The organism is Streptomyces sp. NPDC008238 (assembly GCF_042956445.1).
Lineage (GTDB): Bacteria > Actinomycetota > Actinomycetes > Streptomycetales > Streptomycetaceae > Actinacidiphila.
The window spans coordinates 260,841-277,236 of sequence record NZ_JBIBGK010000009.1; the positions used below are offsets into that span (position 1 = coordinate 260,841).

Below are 16,396 nucleotides of genomic sequence, written 5' to 3' on the forward strand. Positions count from 1 at the left end.
GCGCGGACGGGGAAGGCGCGGCGTGGGAACGCGTGCCACTTCGACCTGAGGAGACGCCATGCTGATGGCCCACCCAGCCGTGCTGGACGACCTGGTCGACCGGTACCAGACGCTCCGCCTGCTGGATCCCGAGGACCCCGAGGTACGGCGGCGGCTCGACGACGTCTCGTACACGCTGTGCGTTGCCACCGGAACCAGCGACGTCGACGCCGCCCTCATCGCCGCGCGCCTCCACCTGCCGGGCGCCCGCCCGCACGACGACTCCGCGGTCCCCGCCTGACCCGTGCAACGGCGCCCGGCGGAGCCGCACGTCGTGCCGAAGCGCCGTCAGTCATCCGTGGCCAGGAGGTGGATCCGGCAGCGGACGTTGCCGTCCGGCAACTCCATGAGCATGCTGCTGCCGATCGCCGCACGGCTCTCGATCCACGCCCGGATGCGTGAGACCTGGTCGGCAGGGCCGTCCAGGGTCACGTCCACCATGTCGGCGTGCGCCGGCGGGAAGAAGTCCTCCGCGTCCTCCCGCCCCGGACCGTGCCCGGCAACGAGCTCTTTGGGGCCGGTGTGACCGCACCGCCATACCGACGGGCCGGCGCCGCGCCACTCGACGAGGTCGGGGTCGGTCACGCTGACCTCGAGGGGGTTGACACCCGCTCGCCGCAGGAATTCCAGGAAGTCACGCATGTCATAGGCGACGCCGAGGATTTCCCCGTCGACGCGCACATGACGGCCGCCGGTGTCCGACGGCGGATAGACGATCACCCGGCAGTCGGCGGTCACGGCGGCGCCCCTCCCCGGCGGCCCTTCGGGGCCGCCCGATCGCGGCTCGAGCCTGCGGACATGGTGATCACTTCCCGTGAGTCCTACGGCGCCCGGTACCGTCCGGTGGGCCCGGGACGGGACCGGGCTTGTTGTCGCAGGTGCGGCGGTCCGGGGGCCGGCCGCCGACCGTCGTTCCAGGCGAGCGACTTCCGGCCCGTACGACGGCCGGCGGCGGCACTCCCCAGTGGCACCTGACGCCTTGCCCGTCCGACTGCGGCAAAACCTGTACCCGTGGTCAGGCTCGCGTCGCCCGGGAGTGTTTTGTCGTACCCGCCTCGGGCAGGTGCGCCCTGTTCGGTCGTCACGTCGAGGAGCGACGACACATGAGGAGGCCGACCATGGGCAAGAAGCGGGACAAGGAAGCAGCGGAATCCGCCGTCAGGGGGCCCGGCGCGGCCGGCGGCAAGGAGGACCGGGCGCACGAGCGGGTGGTCCGCGGCACCGCCGCCGGCGCCGAAGGCTACTCCGCGGAACACGGTACGTTGGCCGGCAACCCCCTCGAGGGACTGGAGATGCACCGACCCGAGAAGCGCGACGACGAGACCTGAGCCGGCCCCTGCATCCGGCATCGACGCCGTCGGCCGGGTACAGCCGGTCCGTGCACGCCCGTAGCCCGCTGCACCGGCGGCACCGGGGTGCCCCGTCCGGGCGGTGGACCGCAACGGTCCGGCCGGGACTGGAGACCGGGCAGCCGGGTGACCGAAGCTGAAGGACCAGGCCCGGCGCGCTCGCCCCGCCGACCGGCGGGGCGAGCGCGAAAGCCCGGGCGGCGACACGAGCTCTCCGAGGACCCCTTGCGCCTCTACCACAGCCGGCCCACCGACCCCGGCTACGCCCGCCAGCCCCACGGACGCGGCTTCCGGTACCTCGAAGCCCATGGGGCGGCGTTGCGCGACGGCGCCGAACTCGAACGGATCAAAGCGCTGGTGATACCGCCGGCGTGGCGCGACGTGTGGATCTGCACCCGGACCAACGGGCACCTCCAGGCGGTGGGTACCGACGTCGCGGGCCGCCGTCAGTACCTCTACCACCCGCAGTTCCGCGCCGAGCAGGAGCAGGCGAAGCACGACCACGTCCTCGACGTCGCGGAGCGCCTCCCCAGGGTGCGCGAAGTCGTGGAGGCCCACCTCTGTGACCGGGGGCTCACCAGGGAACGTGTGCTGGCGACGGCCGTGCGTCTGCTCGACCTCGGCTTCTTCCGGATCGGCAGCGACCGCTACGTCGACCTCAACGACACCTTCGGGCTGACCACGCTGCTGCGCGAACACGGCCGCTGCCGCCGCGGCGAGGTGGTGTTCACCTATCCTGCCAAGGACGGCAAGGAGCGGGTCCAGGGCGTCGTGGACGGGCCGACGTACCGCAGCCTTGACGCGCTCCTGCACCGGCGCGGGGGCGGCGACCGGTTGCTCGCCTACTGGGAGCGCCCCTCCTGGCAGGACGTGAGCAGCGCTGACGTCAACGCCTACCTGAAGGGCCTGGCGGGGACGGAGGCGACCGCCAAGGACTTCCGCACCTGGCACGCGACCGTCATGGCGGCGGTCGCCCTCGCGGTCTCGCAGGGTGTCGCGCGCAGCGAATCAGGCCGTCGTCGCGCGATCGCCCGGGCGGCCAGAGAGGTGTCCGGATACCTCGGCAACACCCCCGCCGTCTGCCGCGCTTCGTACATCAACCCCCGGGTCGTCGAGCTCTACGAGGAGGGCGTGACGATCGCGGCGGCCCTGCCCGATCTGGGCGACCAGGGTTCCTACGGGGTCCCCGCGACCCACGGCCCCGCCGAGCGCGCCGTCCTGCGCATGCTCCGCACCGGACGCCTGCCGCGCGGCGACTGACGCCCGGCGGCCATCGTGGTGCACGGCACGCCGCCTCGGGGCGACGTGCCGTGCACGTGAGGGGACGGTCAGTTGCCGCCGATCTCCCGGCTGACTTCGGCGGGCGAGCCGAACTCCTGGTCCGGAAGGCCTTCGAGCGCGTCGATGATGTCGCGGTCCGCCTTGTTGCTGCTCGCGCGGTCGATGATGTCCTGCTTCGAGGCGGGGTAGTCCACGCCACCCAGGGCCTTCTGCATCTCAATGGGGTTCACGTTCATGGGGCGATCGGTACCCGGGGGGCCTTCGGACGCCGTCGTTCCTTGCGCGAAGTCCAGCCGATCGGGTCAACGAGGCTCACGCAGGCTTTCAGGGGCGTGCCGCGGGCGTGGGCGGGTACGCGCTCGGACGAGCGCGCCCCGGCTGCCCGTGAGGGCACGTCCACGGGGCGCGGCAGGACGGAGGGCCGCTCATGAACGACGCCGAGGCCGGCCGGCCGCCGGGCCGGCTGCGACTCGCTGCCGGTGAGGCCGGTGAGGTCGGTGAGGCCGGACCGGGGAGTGCCGCCCCCGCCGGGACCGGGACGGAGCAGGCCCTGCCGGTGGACCACACGCAGGCCATCCTGGAGACGACCAAGCGGGTGGCGGCCGTGCTGAAGGCGGCCGGGCTGCCGTTCGCGCTGACCGGGAGCGTCGCCGCCTACGCGCACGGAGTACCGGGAAACCTGCAGCACGACACGGACTTCTGCGTTCGCCGTGAGGACGCCGAGGCGGTGCTGAGGGTGCTGGCCGAGGACGGTGTCCAGGCCGTGCCCGCCCCGGAGGACTGGCTGGTCAAGGCCCGGGCCGACGGCGAGGACATCGACCTGATCTTCGAACTCGGACGCTGCCCGGTGACCGCCGAACTCCTGCGCGACGCCCCCGTGCTGCCCGTGGATTCCGTGCGGATGCCCGTCCTGCCGCCCACCGAGCTGTTGAGCACCCTCCTCGGCGCCCTCACCGAGCAGCACTGCGACTTCACCGCCCTGCTGCCCCTGGCCCGTACCCTGCGCGAGCGCATCGACTGGGGCCGGATCCGTGACCGGTACCAGTCGGAGCCGTTGCCCGACGCGTTCCTGTACCTCCTCGGACGACTCGGCGTCATCGACCCCGGAAAGGGCCTGTCATGAGCGCCACCGACGACTACTTCATCGAGCGCCTGCGTCGCCGTCTGGCCGGTGACGAGGTCGCCGAGCTGGGCGTCCGGGTCGAGGAGCGGGGTGGGGCCGTGGTGCTGTCGGGCACCGTGTCCGACGTGCCCGAGCGGGATGCCATCGTGCGGATCGCCGAGGAGGAGGCGGACGGCTCACCCGTCGTCTGCGACCTGCGGATCAGCAGCGTCGCGGCCCCCGACCACGCCGAGGAACTGCCGTGATCCGCGTGGCCGCCGTCGGCGACATCCACCTCGGCCTCGAGAGCCGCAACACGCTCCGGCCGGCCTTCGAGACACTGCGGGAGTGCGCGGACGTCCTGCTGCTGGCCGGGGACCTCACCCGTCACGGAACCGTGGAGGAGGCCGAGGTCGTCGCGGGTGAGGTCGCCCGGCTACCGGTGCCCGTCGTGGCCGTGCTCGGCAACCACGACCACCACAGCGGGCAGGAGGCGGAGGTCACAGCCGTGCTGGCCGCCTCCGGGGTCACCGTCCTGGAGGGCGAGGGCACGGTCGTCGACCTGGGTGGGACGCGGCTGGCCGTCGCCGGTACCAAGGGGTTCGGCGGCGGCTTCGCCGGGCGGAGCGCCGGTGAGTTCGGGGAACCGGAGATGAAGGCATTCGTGGCCCTGACGCGCCGCTGTGCGACGGGGCTGCGCACCGCCCTGGAGCGACTGCCGCGGGACGCGCACACGGTACGGGTGGCACTCACGCACTTCTCGCCCGTGGCCGACACCCTGGCCGGGGAGCCCCCCGAGATCCACCCGTTCCTCGGCAGCTACCTCCTGGCGGAAGCGATCGACGAAGGCGGAGCCGACCTCGCGGTGCACGGCCACGCGCACCGGGGCGTCGAGCGGGGCATGACCGCGGGCGGCGTACGCGTCCGCAACGTGGCCCAGCCCGTGATCGACAGCGCCTTCGCCGTCTACCGGCTGCACACCGGGTAGCAGACCCGACGAGGACACTGCGTTTCCCGAGAAGGTGATGCGAGATGGCCGGGACGACCCGGGACCGGGACACCACGAAGGACAAGGCGACCGTCAAGGCCCTGCTGGACCACGAAGGCCATACCTACGCCGAGGACGCCGGCGTCAAGCTGAGGCACACCCCGCAGCCGCTGTACCAGGTGCTGGTGGCCGCGTGCCTGCTCAGCGCCCGCATCAAGGCGTCCGTGGCCACCGCCGCGGCGCACGAGCTGTTCGCCGCCGGGATGCGCGACCCCCGCAGGATGCGCGACGCCACCTGGCAGCAGCGGGTCGACGCCCTCGGCCGGGGCCACTACCGGCGCTACGACGAGCGCACGGCGACGCAGCTCGGGGACGGCGCACAGCTGCTCCTGGACCGCTACGGAGGCGATCTGCGCCGCTTGCGGGACGAGGCGGACGGCGACCCGGACGCGATCCGCCGCGCCCTGCGTGAGGTTCCCGGGCTGGGACCCGTCGGTGTGGAGATCTTCCTGCGCGAGGTGCAGGCGGTCTGGCCGGAGACGGGCCCGCTCTTCGACGACAAGGCGCTCAAGGGCGCGGAACGGCTCGGACTGCCCGCACGGCCGGAGGCACTGGCCGACCTGGTGCCGGAGGCCGCGTACGCGGTCTTCGCGGCAGCCCTGGTGCGGGCGGCGCTGAACCGGCACGTGGTCGAGGAGGTAGCCGAGGCGCGGCCCTGAGCGGACCCGCCGGACGTCAGTGGGCGGCCTCGCCGAGGGCGCGGGCGAGATCCGGCAGACTCGCCGCCTCACGGTCCGGCCGTGTCATGAAGGCGGGGTAGTGGGCCGTGCCCCTGCGCAGCCAGGAACTCGCGAGTCCGGCTCGCCGCGCACCGTCCACGTCCCATGGGTGGGTGGCGACGAGCAGCGCCTCTTCGGGCCGCACACCGGCCCGGTCGACGGCGTGGTGGTAGGCGGCCGCCGCCGGTTTCCAGCAGCGGGACCCCGAGACGTCCAGCAGGGCGTCGAAGTGTTGCAGCAAGCCGGCACCGCCCAGCAGGCGCCGGGTGGTCGCCGCCGAGCCGTTGGTCAGGGTGAGCAGCCGGTAGCCGGCGGCGCGCAGGTCCCGTACGCCGTCGGGTACGTCCGGGTGCACGGTGAGTTCGGTGAAGCCCTCGAGTACGTGGCGTGCGGCGTCCTCCGCGTCACCGCTCCAGCCCGGCGACGCGGTGAGCAGCACGCGGACGTTCTCCGTTGCTATCTCCGTGAAGTCCGCGTACCCGCCGGCGGCCGTCAGTGCGAAGCCGTCGCGCAGGACCGCGGCGAACCAGGTGGGCAGCACGTCCCGCGACACGCCGACGTCCTCGAAGCGCCCGCCCAGCGGCGTCAGGTCGCTGAGGGTCTCGTTGACGTCGAAGACGATCACGCGGACAGGGTTCTCGGCCGCCATGTGGTGCCTCCGGAGCGACGGGTCGGTGCCTTCCTTCCATCGTGCGGCCCCGCCGCTCTCCGGCGGACCCGGGATGTTCGGCTCCGCATTTCTGGGCAGCACGTATATGAGGTGAGAAAAATGGATGAAAGTGGTCGTAATTCGTCGTCGGCCGTGATGGAGGCCGTGGCGCATCCCTTGGACACGATGAGGTCGACCGCGCAGCGGCTGCCGGGTGCCGACGCCGTCAAGGGGGCGTTCGACAGTGTGCTGGACACGGTGGGCGTGGTCTCGCCGCAGACACGACGGGTCGCCGCGTACACGGGGGCGGGACTCCTCGGCGTCGCCGGAGTCGTCGAGTGGCCGGTGGCGGCTGCGGGAGCCGCCGCGGTGTGGCTGACGCAGCAGCGTTCCGCCGCGCGGCGCGGGCAGGCACCGCTCCAGGACCAGGCCGAGGCCCAAGGCGCGCCGGGTACACCGGAAATGCAGGATTCCATGGTCCCGCCGGAGACCCGGGTACCGGCCGCCCCGCACGCGCAGGGCCACATGTCCGCTCCGCAGACGCGGGAGGCGCCGATGGCCGAGAAGGGACCGGACGCCATGACGATGCCAGATGAGCTGCCGGTTCCCGAGGGCGGTCCCAGCAAGGCCAAGATCAAGGCCAAGGAGGGCCGGACCAAGGCGAAGGGCAAGAAGGCGAAGGCCGCCACCGCATGAGGCCGGCGACCGGGCTGGGGCTGCTCATCGGACTCCCCGCGGCGGGCCTGCGACTCGCGGCGGCCGCCCCCACCGACGTCGCGCGGCATGTGCTTCCGCTGGCTGACGCGGGTGCGCGGGCGGCAGTGCGCAGCGCGGCGACCGCCTCGCGCGGCGCCGTACGGCTGGGCAGGGCCGCACGGCAGGCGATGAACCCGGGACGCTGCTGGGTCGGCGTGCGCCGACTGCACGTCCCATTGGGCCCACGCCCCGGATCCGCCCTCGCCCCGAGGCAACTGGAGGCGGCCGGCCGCAGGGTCGCCGCGTCACTGGCCCGGCATCCCGAAGTGCTGGCCGCCTACTGGGACGGCGGTCTGGAGTCACTGGTCGTGCAGTTGGCCGAGGACGCGGTCGCCGACAGCGTGGCGGCGCGAGCGGCCGAACTGGCCGACGACGAGCAGTTGGAGCCGCCCGGGGAACCGGCACTGGAGCACGGCCACCCGGGGCGGGCCCCGGGCGCCCGCGTGCATGCCGTCGCCCTCTGCTGCGACGTGGCGGGCATCGCCACCGCCACGACCGCGCGAGTCCTGCGGCTCAACCGCTCCCCACGCATGGTGACCGCCGCCGTCACGGCGCTGCGCGAGGACTCGCGACCGCGGTCCTGGCTCCAGGACCGACTTGGGGAACCGGCCACGGACGTGGTCCTCTCAGCCGCCTACGCGGCCGCGCACGGCTTCGGGCAGTCCCCGACCGCCCTGGTATTGGACGCGGCCCTGCGCGCGGGTCAGCTCGTCGAATCGGTCGCTCGTTCCGCGCTGTTCGACGAGGTCCACGACCGGCTGTGCACCCCTGAGCGGCACAGTCTTCCGACGCCACAGGTACGGCGGCCCCGCCTGCACGTCATGCCCGCCCAGCAGTACGCCGACCGGGCCGTCACCGGAGGGCTGCTGGGGGCCGCGGCGACCCTGGCCTTCACCCGTGACGGCGCCGAGGCCGCCGAGGCGGTCCTGGCCGCCGCGCCGCGCGCCGCCCGCTACGGGCCCGTCGCGTACACCGCGGCCCTGGGCACCGGACTTGCCCGACGCAAGGTCCTTGTACGCGACATGGAGCGGATCCGGCAACTGGAACTGGTCGACACCGTCGTGCTGCACCACTCCGTACTCAGCGGACGCAGACGCACCGTGCTGGAGGCCGGCCCCACCGTCGGCGACTGGGACCACGAGCGGCTCTGGCACGCCGTCGCGGCCACCCTCCGGGCTGAGGACGAGCAGCGGGAAGGCGACCCGGAGGTGCGACTGCGCCCCGTCCCCGGCAGCGCGCCCGGCACCCGTACGGGGCGGATGACGGTCCTGGACGAGGACAACCGCGAGGTGGGCGCCGTCTTCGTCGGCCGGGAGGTCGACCCCCTGGCGGAGGCGGTGCTCGAGGCCGCCCGCCGCGCGGGCCTGCACGTCGTCGTCGCCGACGACGGCACCTTGGGGGAGTTCGGCGCGCTCGCCGACCAACTCGTATCCCCGGAAGACCCGTTGACCGAGGTGGTGCGCGAACTCCGTCGATCACAGCGCACCGTCCTCACCGTCGCACGGGCGGAGGCCGGAACCACACCCGATGACGACGTGCTGACGGGACTGCTGAGCAGCGACGTAGCGGTGACCGTGGTCGACGCGGGCAGTGCCGTGCTCTGGGCGGCCGACGCCCTCGTCCTGGACGACCTTCGCGGTGTCTGGCGGCTGCTGGCCGCCGTTCCGGGCTCTCGCGCCACCGCCAGGCACGCCAAGGTGCTGGCCGAGGCAGGGGCGACACTGTCGGAACTGATGGTGCTCACCCGCGGTTCGCGGGGACGACGCGCGGCCTGGCGGGTGGGACTGCGGCTCAGCCCGGTCAACGCGGCGGCCGCCGCGGCCCTCGTCGACGGCCGGCACAGCGCACGGCGCGTCCTGCGCCACGACGTGCCACGGCCACGGCCCCGCGTGCCCTGGCACGCCCTGGAACCCCACGAGGTCCTCGACCGACTGCGGGAGGCGGAGCGCGACCTCCGCGAGGAGGCCACTGGGGCACCGTCGGCGGCCGCGCGCCTCGGCCGGGCCGTGGCCGCGTCACCCGCCGCCGCCCCCCTGCGGTTCACCGGACGCCTGGTCGGCGCGGTCCGTGCCGAACTGGACGACCCCCTCACCCCCGTGCTCGCCGTCGGCGCCACCGCCTCCGCCCTGCTGGGCTCGGCCGTCGACGCCCTCCTGGTCACCGGTGCCATGGGCGTCAACGCACTCGTCGGCGGCATTCAGCGCCTGCGCGCCGAACAGGCCCTGGCGTCGCTGGCCGTGAGTCAACGTCAGCAGGCGCGCCGCGTCGTCGACCCGGATACCGGCGACACCCGCACCGTCGAGGCCGGACGGCTCAGCCCCGGCGAGGTCATCGAACTCCACACCGGCGACGTGGTTCCCGCCGACGCGCGGCTGCTCGAGGCCGAGGACCTCGAAGTCGACGAGTCCTCCCTGACGGGCGAGTCCCTGCCCACCCTCAAACAGGTCGCGGCCACGCCCAGGGCGCCGGTGCCCGACCGGCACTGCATGGTCTTCGAGGGCGCCACCGTGGTGGCCGGCCAAGGGCGCGCCGTCGTGGTCGACACCGGCGAGGACACCGAGGCGGGCCGTGCCGCCCACCTGGCCGCACGGATGCCGCCCGCGCCCGGCGTGCAGGCCCGGCTCCGGGAACTGACGTCCACCGTGCTCCCCCTCACCCTCGCCGGCGGCGCCGCGGTGACCGGACTGTCACTGCTGCGCGGGACCCCCGTGCGGCAGGCCGTGTCCGGAGGACTCGCCGTCGCCGTGGCGGCCGTCCCCGAGGGGCTGCCGCTCACCGCGACCGTCGCTCAACTCGCCGCGGCCCGCAGGCTGACGGAACACGGCGTGCTCGTGCGCACCCCGCGCACCCTGGAGGCACTGGGCCGGATGGACACGGTGTGCTTCGACAAGACCGGCACCCTCACCGAGAACCGGTTGCGCGTGGTCCGCACCGCCGCTCCCGACGGCGGCGACCATGCGACCGGTTCCCCGGAGGGCCTCGCGATCCTGCGCCAGGCCGCCCGTACCTGCCCCCCGGCAGGCGACGACCACGGCGTCCACGCCCACGCCACCGACGGGGCGGTGCTCGAGGCCGCCGCCGACGACCCGCACTGGACCCCCGGCGACACCCAGCCCTTCCAGGCGTCCCGCGGCTACGCCTCGGCCACCGGGCACGACGCGCAGGACACGCCGCTGCTGGTGGTCAAAGGCGCCCCGGAGGTGGTGCTGCCCCTCTGTCCCGACGTCGAGGACACCACCACGCAGACGGCCGGGAGGCTGGCGGCGGAGGGCCTGCGTGTACTGGCCGTGGCGGAACGACGCCTGGAGCCCGATGAGTTCGAGCGCGCGCTGGAAAGCCCCCTGGAGGACCATCCATTGCGGCTCACCGGCTTCATCGCCCTGGCCGACACTCCCCGCTCGGACGCGGCACCCCTGGTCTCCGGTCTCCGGCAGGCGGGCGTACGGCCGGTGATGCTGACCGGCGACCACCCTGAGACGGCACGCGCCGTCGCCGTCGCGCTCGGCTGGCCCGAGGGCGTCTCCGTCGTCACCGGTGACGATCTCGCCACCCGTGACCGCGGCGGCCGGGCGTCGCTCGTCCGTGACTGCGGCGTCGTCGCACGCGTCGCGCCCGAACAGAAGCTCCAGGTCGTCGAAGCCCTCAGAGAGTCCGGGCGGGTCGTCGGCATGGTCGGTGACGGATCCAACGACGCCGCCGCCATCCGGGCCGCGGACGTCGGCGTCGGCATAGCCGTCCGCGGCTCGGCGGCCGCGCGCAACGCGGCCGACCTCGTCATCGTGCGCGACGAACTCTCCGCGCTGATCGAGGCGGTTGCCGAGGGCCGCGCCCTGTGGCACAGCGTCGCCGACGCACTGACCGTCCTGATCGGAGGCAACGCCGGCGAGATCGGCTTCTCCCTGCTCGGGACGCTGGTCTCCGGTGCGTCACCGCTGTCCACCCGACAACTCCTGCTGGTCAACCTGCTCACCGACATGTTCCCGGCCATGGCGGTCGCCGTGACCCCGCAAGGCGCCACGGGCACGGCAGCCGAGGCGAAGGCATCCGGACCGCAGGAGCAGGATGCGGCGAGGACCGGCACCGCTCCACTGGGTCTGGGGACCCTTGGCGCGCCCCTGGCCCGGCAGATCCGACACCGCGGGATCCTCACCGCCCTCGGCGCCACGATCGCCTGGCTGGCCGGCACCGTCACCCCTGGCAGTGCTCGGCGCACCAGCACCATGGCCCTGTGCGGGGTGGTGGGCGCCCAGCTCACCCAGACCGTGACCGGCCGCCGTCACAGCCCCCTGGTGTGGCTCACGGTGCTCGGCTCGGCGGCGGCACTCATCGCGGTCATCCAGACCCCCGGCGTGAGCCAGTTCTTCGGCTGCACCCCGCTCGGTCCCGTCGCCTGGGCCGGGGTGACCGCAGCGGTGGTCCTTGCCGCGCTGGCCCCCCGGCCACCGTCCGCCGGCTGAGGGGCCGTCACGCGGCCTGCCGCCCGCGGCGCACGCGCCGGCCACCCGCCACCGGCCAGGCGGCGGTGAGCAGGGTGACGATCCACGAGGCGGTGCCCGCCCACACCAGGGGCGGTGACGTGGTCAGCGTGGCCGACAGCAACAGGGCGAGGGTGGTGCCGGCCAGGAAGGTCACCAGCAGGGCCCGCGGCCACCGGGCGAACCGGGCGGCGGCCTCCCGCAGGGGTGTGTGGAGGCGCATCGTGCGCAGTCGCCGGGCGAGGGTCCGGTCGTCATGGCGGAGCAGGCGCTCGATCCCGTCGAGCGCCGCGCGTTCCCGGACGGTGAGGCGGCAGTCCTCCCGCATCGGCGTCTCCTGGCAGGCATGGGCCGGGCTGCTCCGGCCATCTGTGCCCCGTGTACCCCGCCGGACGGCGATGACCGCTGCCGCAAGGGGATTGACCGGATAACACCGCCTCGGCGAACGGGTCACGACGAACGGGGTGCCGGCCGCGGTTCGCGGCCGGCACCCCGGCATGCTGCGTGCGTACGTCAGGTCACCATCGGTACCAGCGGCGCCGCCCGCCACCCTCCGCGGCCCGGAACACGAAGCCGAGCAACCACACCACCAGGACGACCAACGCGATCCACCACAGGGCCTTGAGGGCGAATCCCGCCCCGAAGAGGATCAGGGCCAGCAGCAGGACAAGCAGCAAAGGAACCATGTCATCAACCTCCTGACCCCGCGTGTGCCCCGCCGTCGCGCCGGCATGCACGGCGCATTCGGGGCGGCGGGCCGGACGCCCTGTCCGACCCGGGTGGCATGATCCGGCCATGAGCCTGACCACGCGGCAACTCGCCCTCGCCACCCTGGACCGTCAGCTCCTGCTCGAACGCCGGCGCCTCGACGTGGCCGAGGCGGTACGCCGGGTCTGCGCGCTGCAGGCACAGAGCCCGGCCTCGCCGTACCTGGCGCTGTGGAACCGCGTGCGGGACTTCGCCCCGGAGGACCTGGACGCGGCGTTCGCGGACGGCCGGATAGTGAAGTCGACCCTGATGCGGATCACGCTGCACGCCGTCCACGCCGAGGACCACGCCGGCCACCACGCCGCCATGGTGCGCACGTTGCGGGCGTCCCGGCTGTACGACCGGCGCTATGGCTCGACCGGGCTGCGCCCCGAGGACGCCGACGCGGTCCTCCCCGAACTCGCCGGCTTCCTCGCGCGGCCCCGCACCGGCCCCGAGGTCGAGGCCGGGGTCACGGCGCGGTTCGGCGAGCACGCCCACCGGGTGTGGTGGGCGCTGCGCACCTACGCGCCGACGCACCATGTGCCGGCCGGCGGCCCCTGGTCGTTCGCGCAGCCGAACACCTACCGGGCCGCCGCGGCCGTCCCCGCGCCGACGCAGGAGGAGACGGACGCCGGGGTGCGGCAACTCCTGCTTTCCTACCTGCGCGCGTTCGGACCCGGCTCCGCCCAGGACTTCGCACGGTTCACGCTGCTCCAGCGTTCCGTCGTCACCCGGGCGCTGCAGGGCCTCGGCGACGAGGTGGTGCAGGTGGCGGGCCCCGGCCGCACGCCGCTGTACGACCTCGCGGGCGCCACCGTCCCGGACGAGGACACGCCGGCGCCGCCGCGCCTGCTCCCCATGTGGGACAGCGTCCTGTTCGCCCACACCGGCGCCGGCCGGGTCGTGCCGGAGGAGTACCGGCCGGTGGTCGTGCGGCGCAACGGCGACACGCTGCCCTGTCTGCTTGTCGACGGGCAGGTCGCCGGGGTGTGGCGGGCGACCGGCGGTGGACTGGAACTGACCGCCTTCCGCACGCTGGGCAAGGCCGCGTGGGACGGCCTCTGCACGGAGGCAGTGAAGCTCCGGGCGTTGCTCGCCGATCGCGATCCAGCCGTCTACCGGCGCTACGGACACTGGTGGGACAAGGGGCTCCCGGGCGTGGAGAGCCGGATCGTCACGGCGTGAGTGCGGCTGTCGGCCCAGGCGCTCGCGTGCCTCACGCGCAGGCGAGGGGCTGCTCGGCCCAGATGGTCCTGCCGTCGGCGGTGCAGCGCGTCCCCCAGGCGGTCGCGAGTTGGGGGATGATGAACGGCCACGGCCGCCCTCGTCGACGGTGCGGGCGTGCCTCAGCAACGGTGCGGCGGGGCTGCTGTCGCAGGCCTCGCACGTCAGGGTGGCGTTGTGAGTTCGCTGACGACGAACCCCGTGTTGTGCGCGGTCTCGTCATCGACGTCCCAGGCCCGCAACTGGGCCCGTGTCCGGGCGAGGAGCAACAGGGCGCCGGAGGGGGCCGCACCTCCGTACCGCAGGTTGTCGCAGATCTCCGACAGGGGCCGGGCCCCGCCGGAGAGCGCCCGCAGCGGCCCCGACCCGTCGGCGGCGTCCGTGACCGGCAGGGCCCGTCTGGAGAAGGCCGGCACGCTGCCTTCCGGCACGTGTACGGCGGCCATGGCGAACGGCGTTTTCCGCACTGCACAACCGTGGTCCGGTGGGGATCTCCGGCTCGAATCCTTTGCGCCTATCATCGGCATCGTAGTGAAATGCTTATTTTGTTTCTCTTCCGAGAAGCCGGAGGGATTCGCATGGGACTCCCAGAGCGCGACCGTCGAAGGGAACCGGACCGGGATCCCGACGAGTCGGCCGGACGAGGATCGGAGCCCGCCCGCGAGGACGAGGAGGAGCCGCGAGCGGAAGAGCAGGGGATCCGGCCGCGCGAGAAGCAGCGGGGAACCGGCCTGGAGGACTTCTAGCCCCTGACGGGCGACGGAGCAGCGACGAGTGGGGCGCCGCCGTCACGGCGGAGCCCCACTCGTGGGGACCTCAGGTGGTCAGCAGTCGGTTGAAGAAGGACCGGTAACGCTTCAGCGCGGTGCGCAGATCCTCCGTGTCGACCTGCTCGCCGCGGGTCCACTGCCCTTCCAGGCCCTGCTTGTGCTGGGCGAACGTCGAGGCCAGCTTCTGCATGACATCCGCCACCAGTGCGTCGGCGGCGTGCACGGCGTCGCGCGGGTCGTCGACGAATTCGCTCTGTATCCGCTGCCAACGGGCGCGGAATTCCTCCTCGTCGTGCCCGCTGAGGAGTTCGGGAACCTCGTCCGCCGTGGCTTCCTGCCGCGGAGCCCCTGCCGCTTCGTCCGGGGGCGGCGGTCCACCTCGCGATCCGGTGCTCTCGCCGGGGTACTCCGGTGCCCTCGACGCGGTGTCGGGGTGGTCCTGCGGGGGGCCGGGAGGCGCGTGGGTCTCCGCCAGGTCTTCGGTGGCCAGGCCGCTTCCGCGGGAGACGCGCTCGCGTTCCATGTCGGATCCGCCTTTCCAGGGTGATGTGTCGGCGCGGGCCCTTCGTCAGGCCCGGGCGTGGCGCCGCCCGCCGCCGTCGGTGAGCAGCTCGTCGAACAGGGCGCGGTAGTGCACCATCGCGCCGCGCAGCTGTTCGGTGGTGGCCTCGTGCCGGGTGCTGAGGTCGTTGACCTCGTGGGCCGCCCGGTAGTGGTCAAGGGTCCGGCCGTGCTCCACCGACAGGTCCTTGACCTGCTGGTCGAAGCCCTCGGTCGGGTAGCCGCGGTCGCGCATCAGGGAGGCCACGAGGCTGTCGGCGTCGTGCACGGCGTCCTCGGGCCGGTCCACGAACTCCTCCTGGACGCTCGTCCACTCCCGCGCGTAGCGGTCCCGGACGCCGCTCGGCAGCGGTTTGATGTCCAGCGAGTCGTGACGCTTGGCGCGCGCGGCCAGGTCCCGCTCGGCGTCCATGCGGCTGTCGGCACCCTCGACCGTCCGGTCGTACTCCGGGCCGAAGCGGTTCTTCAGGCGCCGGTGCCGGATGAAGAGGGTGGACGCGACCGCGATCAGGGCGAGTACCACCACCACGGGGATGATGATCGCCAGAAGTGTCCCTGTTGACATGGGGTCGACTCCCTAGCACTCACGGGAACCCCCCTCACGCGGTCGCCTGCCCCCGGACCGGCCTCCAAAACGCCACATGCGCGGACATTCGTCACGCCTGACGTCAGAGGCCCCTCAGGTGGTGCCGCGTTCTGCGCGCAGGTGCTCGACGACCGGGGTGAGGGCCTTGCGGAGGGCCGCCTGGTCCTCGGCGGGGAGCAGGTCGATGAAGTGCTCGCGCACGGCCGCGACGTGGTGCGGAGCGACGTCGCGCATGGTCTGCCAACCCTCTTCGGTGAGGACGGCGAACAGCCCGCGCCGGTCGGACTCGCAGTTCTCGCGGCGGACCAGGCCCGCGGTCTCCATGCGGCTGATCTGGTGGGACAGCCGGCTTTTCGACTGCAGGGTGGCGCGGGCCAGGTCGCTCATCCGCATGCGGTGGCCGGGAGACTCCGAGAGGTTCACCAGGATCTCGTAGTCGTTGATGGTCAGGCCGAACGGTTCAAGATCACGTCCGAGTTGGTTGAGCAGCAGGGTCCCGACGTCCAAATAGGTCCGCCATGCGCGCTGCTCGTCGTCGGTGAGCCATTCCTCGTTCTTGGCCTTCTCCATGCCGCCAGCATATCGAGTGCGGCAATTCCGTTTGAAACCTCCACATGGTGTTTTTCTGATGGTCGGATCGCGCGTCCCGATGCGAGGGCGGCCGTCACCCGCGGGCGCATCGAAGCCCGAAGGCGGGGAAGCAGATGTGTTGCCCGGCGAATCGGTGGTGTCGCAGGTGATTCCGGGGTCGGGTCACCGCACGGTCGTGGAAACGGAGTGTCGCGATGCGGACGGTGGGTGTGGAGGAGGAGTTGCTGCTGCTGGACGCGGAGTCCGGCGAGCCGCGGGCGCTGTCGGCGGCGGTGCTGGCGTCGGCGCGCCGTGACCCCGGCGCGCCCGGTGAGGTGTTCGAGGAGGAACTGCAGCGCGAGCAACTGGAGTTCGCCACCCGGCCGCAGTCGCGGATGGAGGACCTGGCGGCCGAGGTCGTGCGGTGGCGTGCGGCGGCGGCCCGGCACGCGGAGCGGTCCGGTGCGGCGGTCGCGGCGCTGGCGACGTCGCCGCTGCCGGTGAGCCCGTCGCTGAG

Annotated in this window: 21 protein-coding genes; 12 read left to right on the forward strand and 9 right to left on the reverse strand. The window is 73.2% G+C overall.

The window, feature by feature from the left end:
• The first annotated feature begins 58 nt into the window (after window positions 1–58).
• A complete protein-coding gene (locus ACFZAU_RS21315; protein ID WP_500553488.1) occupies window positions 59–280 on the forward strand; it encodes a DUF5133 domain-containing protein in 222 nt (73 codons plus the stop codon).
• 47 nt (window positions 281–327) lie between these two features.
• On the opposite strand, the gene ACFZAU_RS21320 is transcribed toward ACFZAU_RS21315, so the two are convergent.
• Window positions 328–777, reverse strand: coding sequence for a hypothetical protein (locus ACFZAU_RS21320; protein WP_500553489.1), 450 nt, complete (start codon window positions 775–777; stop codon window positions 328–330).
• Window positions 778–1,142: 365 nt separating this feature from the next.
• Between ACFZAU_RS21320 and ACFZAU_RS21325 the strand changes: the two genes are divergently transcribed.
• Window positions 1,143–1,367 (forward strand): hypothetical protein, encoded by a 225-nt coding sequence (locus ACFZAU_RS21325; RefSeq protein WP_500553490.1) that lies wholly within the window; start codon window positions 1,143–1,145, stop codon window positions 1,365–1,367.
• A 246-nt stretch (window positions 1,368–1,613) separates the two neighbouring features.
• Window positions 1,614–2,648: a DNA topoisomerase IB gene (locus tag ACFZAU_RS21330; RefSeq protein WP_500553491.1), complete on the forward strand. Its 1,035-nt coding sequence runs from the start codon at window positions 1,614–1,616 to the stop codon at window positions 2,646–2,648.
• Between the two features lie 68 nt (window positions 2,649–2,716).
• Here ACFZAU_RS21330 and ACFZAU_RS21335 read toward each other — a convergent pair whose 3' ends face one another.
• On the reverse strand, window positions 2,717–2,905 hold the full coding sequence (locus tag ACFZAU_RS21335) for a DUF2795 domain-containing protein (protein WP_500553492.1): 189 nt from the start codon (window positions 2,903–2,905) through the stop codon (window positions 2,717–2,719).
• 191 nt (window positions 2,906–3,096) lie between these two features.
• On the opposite strand from ACFZAU_RS21335, the gene ACFZAU_RS21340 reads away from it, so the two are divergent.
• From ACFZAU_RS21340 to ACFZAU_RS21355, 4 genes are read left to right on the forward strand one after another with little or no spacing between them, the layout of a single operon-like run.
• A complete protein-coding gene (locus ACFZAU_RS21340) occupies window positions 3,097–3,792 on the forward strand; it encodes a hypothetical protein (RefSeq protein ID WP_500553493.1) in 696 nt (231 codons plus the stop codon).
• Window positions 3,789–4,037 (forward strand): BON domain-containing protein, encoded by a 249-nt coding sequence (locus ACFZAU_RS21345; RefSeq protein ID WP_500553494.1) that lies wholly within the window; start codon window positions 3,789–3,791, stop codon window positions 4,035–4,037. Before ACFZAU_RS21340 ends, ACFZAU_RS21345 begins: the two co-directional genes overlap by 4 nt.
• Window positions 4,034–4,759 (forward strand): metallophosphoesterase family protein, encoded by a 726-nt coding sequence (locus ACFZAU_RS21350; RefSeq protein ID WP_500553495.1) that lies wholly within the window; start codon window positions 4,034–4,036, stop codon window positions 4,757–4,759. The genes ACFZAU_RS21345 and ACFZAU_RS21350 overlap by 4 nt, the downstream gene beginning before the upstream one ends.
• Before the next feature lie 44 nt (window positions 4,760–4,803).
• Window positions 4,804–5,478, forward strand: coding sequence for an endonuclease (locus ACFZAU_RS21355; RefSeq protein ID WP_500553496.1), 675 nt, complete (start codon window positions 4,804–4,806; stop codon window positions 5,476–5,478).
• Between the two features lie 16 nt (window positions 5,479–5,494).
• Here ACFZAU_RS21355 and ACFZAU_RS21360 read toward each other — a convergent pair whose 3' ends face one another.
• Window positions 5,495–6,163, reverse strand: a complete 669-nt coding sequence (locus tag ACFZAU_RS21360; protein WP_500553497.1) for a haloacid dehalogenase type II — start codon at window positions 6,161–6,163, stop codon at window positions 5,495–5,497.
• A gap of 210 nt (window positions 6,164–6,373) precedes the next feature.
• On the opposite strand from ACFZAU_RS21360, the gene ACFZAU_RS21365 reads away from it, so the two are divergent.
• The gene (locus ACFZAU_RS21365) at window positions 6,374–6,883 is read left to right on the forward strand and encodes a hypothetical protein (RefSeq protein WP_500553498.1); all 510 of its coding nucleotides are present in this window, start codon (window positions 6,374–6,376) and stop codon (window positions 6,881–6,883) included.
• The gene (locus ACFZAU_RS21370) at window positions 6,880–11,400 is read left to right on the forward strand and encodes a cation-translocating P-type ATPase (protein ID WP_500553499.1); all 4,521 of its coding nucleotides are present in this window, start codon (window positions 6,880–6,882) and stop codon (window positions 11,398–11,400) included. The genes ACFZAU_RS21365 and ACFZAU_RS21370 overlap by 4 nt, the downstream gene beginning before the upstream one ends.
• Before the next feature lie 7 nt (window positions 11,401–11,407).
• On the opposite strand, the gene ACFZAU_RS21375 is transcribed toward ACFZAU_RS21370, so the two are convergent.
• On the reverse strand, window positions 11,408–11,746 hold the full coding sequence (locus ACFZAU_RS21375) for a DUF3040 domain-containing protein (RefSeq protein ID WP_500553500.1): 339 nt from the start codon (window positions 11,744–11,746) through the stop codon (window positions 11,408–11,410).
• 190 nt (window positions 11,747–11,936) lie between these two features.
• Window positions 11,937–12,104 (reverse strand): hydrophobic protein, encoded by a 168-nt coding sequence (locus ACFZAU_RS21380; protein WP_245939318.1) that lies wholly within the window; start codon window positions 12,102–12,104, stop codon window positions 11,937–11,939.
• 109 nt (window positions 12,105–12,213) lie between these two features.
• On the opposite strand from ACFZAU_RS21380, the gene ACFZAU_RS21385 reads away from it, so the two are divergent.
• Window positions 12,214–13,353 (forward strand): winged helix DNA-binding domain-containing protein, encoded by a 1,140-nt coding sequence (locus ACFZAU_RS21385; protein WP_500553501.1) that lies wholly within the window; start codon window positions 12,214–12,216, stop codon window positions 13,351–13,353.
• Window positions 13,354–13,556: 203 nt separating this feature from the next.
• Here ACFZAU_RS21385 and ACFZAU_RS21390 read toward each other — a convergent pair whose 3' ends face one another.
• Window positions 13,557–13,859, reverse strand: coding sequence for a hypothetical protein (locus ACFZAU_RS21390; protein WP_500553502.1), 303 nt, complete (start codon window positions 13,857–13,859; stop codon window positions 13,557–13,559).
• Window positions 13,860–13,970: 111 nt separating this feature from the next.
• On the opposite strand from ACFZAU_RS21390, the gene ACFZAU_RS21395 reads away from it, so the two are divergent.
• Window positions 13,971–14,138 carry a hypothetical protein gene (locus ACFZAU_RS21395; protein WP_500553503.1) on the forward strand — a complete coding sequence of 56 codons (168 nt, stop codon included), beginning with the start codon at window positions 13,971–13,973 and terminating at the stop codon, window positions 14,136–14,138.
• Between the two features lie 70 nt (window positions 14,139–14,208).
• Here the strand turns inward: ACFZAU_RS21395 and ACFZAU_RS21400 are convergent, their stop codons facing one another.
• The 3 genes from ACFZAU_RS21400 to ACFZAU_RS21410 all read right to left on the reverse strand — a co-directional run bounded on the left by ACFZAU_RS21400 (window position 14,209) and on the right by ACFZAU_RS21410 (window position 15,879).
• Complete coding sequence (locus ACFZAU_RS21400; protein WP_500553504.1) at window positions 14,209–14,685, reverse strand: hypothetical protein; 477 nt, start codon at window positions 14,683–14,685, stop codon at window positions 14,209–14,211.
• Window positions 14,686–14,730: 45 nt separating this feature from the next.
• Window positions 14,731–15,288 (reverse strand): hypothetical protein, encoded by a 558-nt coding sequence (locus tag ACFZAU_RS21405; protein WP_499610356.1) that lies wholly within the window; start codon window positions 15,286–15,288, stop codon window positions 14,731–14,733.
• A gap of 114 nt (window positions 15,289–15,402) precedes the next feature.
• Window positions 15,403–15,879 carry a MarR family winged helix-turn-helix transcriptional regulator gene (locus ACFZAU_RS21410; protein WP_500553505.1) on the reverse strand — a complete coding sequence of 159 codons (477 nt, stop codon included), beginning with the start codon at window positions 15,877–15,879 and terminating at the stop codon, window positions 15,403–15,405.
• Window positions 15,880–16,094: 215 nt separating this feature from the next.
• Between ACFZAU_RS21410 and ACFZAU_RS21415 the strand changes: the two genes are divergently transcribed.
• The coding region (locus tag ACFZAU_RS21415) for a glutamate-cysteine ligase family protein (protein ID WP_500553506.1) at window positions 16,095–16,396 on the forward strand (302 nt) is incomplete at its 3' end.

What these genes read in the sequence shown, in the direction of transcription:
- ACFZAU_RS21400 (WP_500553504.1), bottom strand. Translation starts at nt 14,685, where the DNA reads ATGGAACGCGAGCGCGTCTCCCGCGGAAGCGGCCTGGCCACCGAAGAC.
- ACFZAU_RS21385 (WP_500553501.1), top strand. Translation starts at nt 12,214, where the DNA reads ATGAGCCTGACCACGCGGCAACTCGCCCTCGCCACCCTGGACCGTCAG.
- ACFZAU_RS21410 (WP_500553505.1), bottom strand. Translation starts at nt 15,879, where the DNA reads ATGGAGAAGGCCAAGAACGAGGAATGGCTCACCGACGACGAGCAGCGC.
- ACFZAU_RS21405 (WP_499610356.1), bottom strand. Translation starts at nt 15,288, where the DNA reads ATGTCAACAGGGACACTTCTGGCGATCATCATCCCCGTGGTGGTGGTA.
- ACFZAU_RS21380 (WP_245939318.1), bottom strand. Translation starts at nt 12,104, where the DNA reads ATGGTTCCTTTGCTGCTTGTCCTGCTGCTGGCCCTGATCCTCTTCGGG.
- ACFZAU_RS21345 (WP_500553494.1), top strand. Translation starts at nt 3,789, where the DNA reads ATGAGCGCCACCGACGACTACTTCATCGAGCGCCTGCGTCGCCGTCTG.
- ACFZAU_RS21375 (WP_500553500.1), bottom strand. Translation starts at nt 11,746, where the DNA reads ATGCGGGAGGACTGCCGCCTCACCGTCCGGGAACGCGCGGCGCTCGAC.
- ACFZAU_RS21335 (WP_500553492.1), bottom strand. Translation starts at nt 2,905, where the DNA reads ATGAACGTGAACCCCATTGAGATGCAGAAGGCCCTGGGTGGCGTGGAC.
- ACFZAU_RS21355 (WP_500553496.1), top strand. Translation starts at nt 4,804, where the DNA reads ATGGCCGGGACGACCCGGGACCGGGACACCACGAAGGACAAGGCGACC.
- ACFZAU_RS21325 (WP_500553490.1), top strand. Translation starts at nt 1,143, where the DNA reads ATGAGGAGGCCGACCATGGGCAAGAAGCGGGACAAGGAAGCAGCGGAA.
- ACFZAU_RS21370 (WP_500553499.1), top strand. Translation starts at nt 6,880, where the DNA reads ATGAGGCCGGCGACCGGGCTGGGGCTGCTCATCGGACTCCCCGCGGCG.
- ACFZAU_RS21315 (WP_500553488.1), top strand. Translation starts at nt 59, where the DNA reads ATGCTGATGGCCCACCCAGCCGTGCTGGACGACCTGGTCGACCGGTAC.
- ACFZAU_RS21395 (WP_500553503.1), top strand. Translation starts at nt 13,971, where the DNA reads ATGGGACTCCCAGAGCGCGACCGTCGAAGGGAACCGGACCGGGATCCC.
- ACFZAU_RS21365 (WP_500553498.1), top strand. Translation starts at nt 6,374, where the DNA reads ATGAGGTCGACCGCGCAGCGGCTGCCGGGTGCCGACGCCGTCAAGGGG.
- ACFZAU_RS21340 (WP_500553493.1), top strand. Translation starts at nt 3,097, where the DNA reads ATGAACGACGCCGAGGCCGGCCGGCCGCCGGGCCGGCTGCGACTCGCT.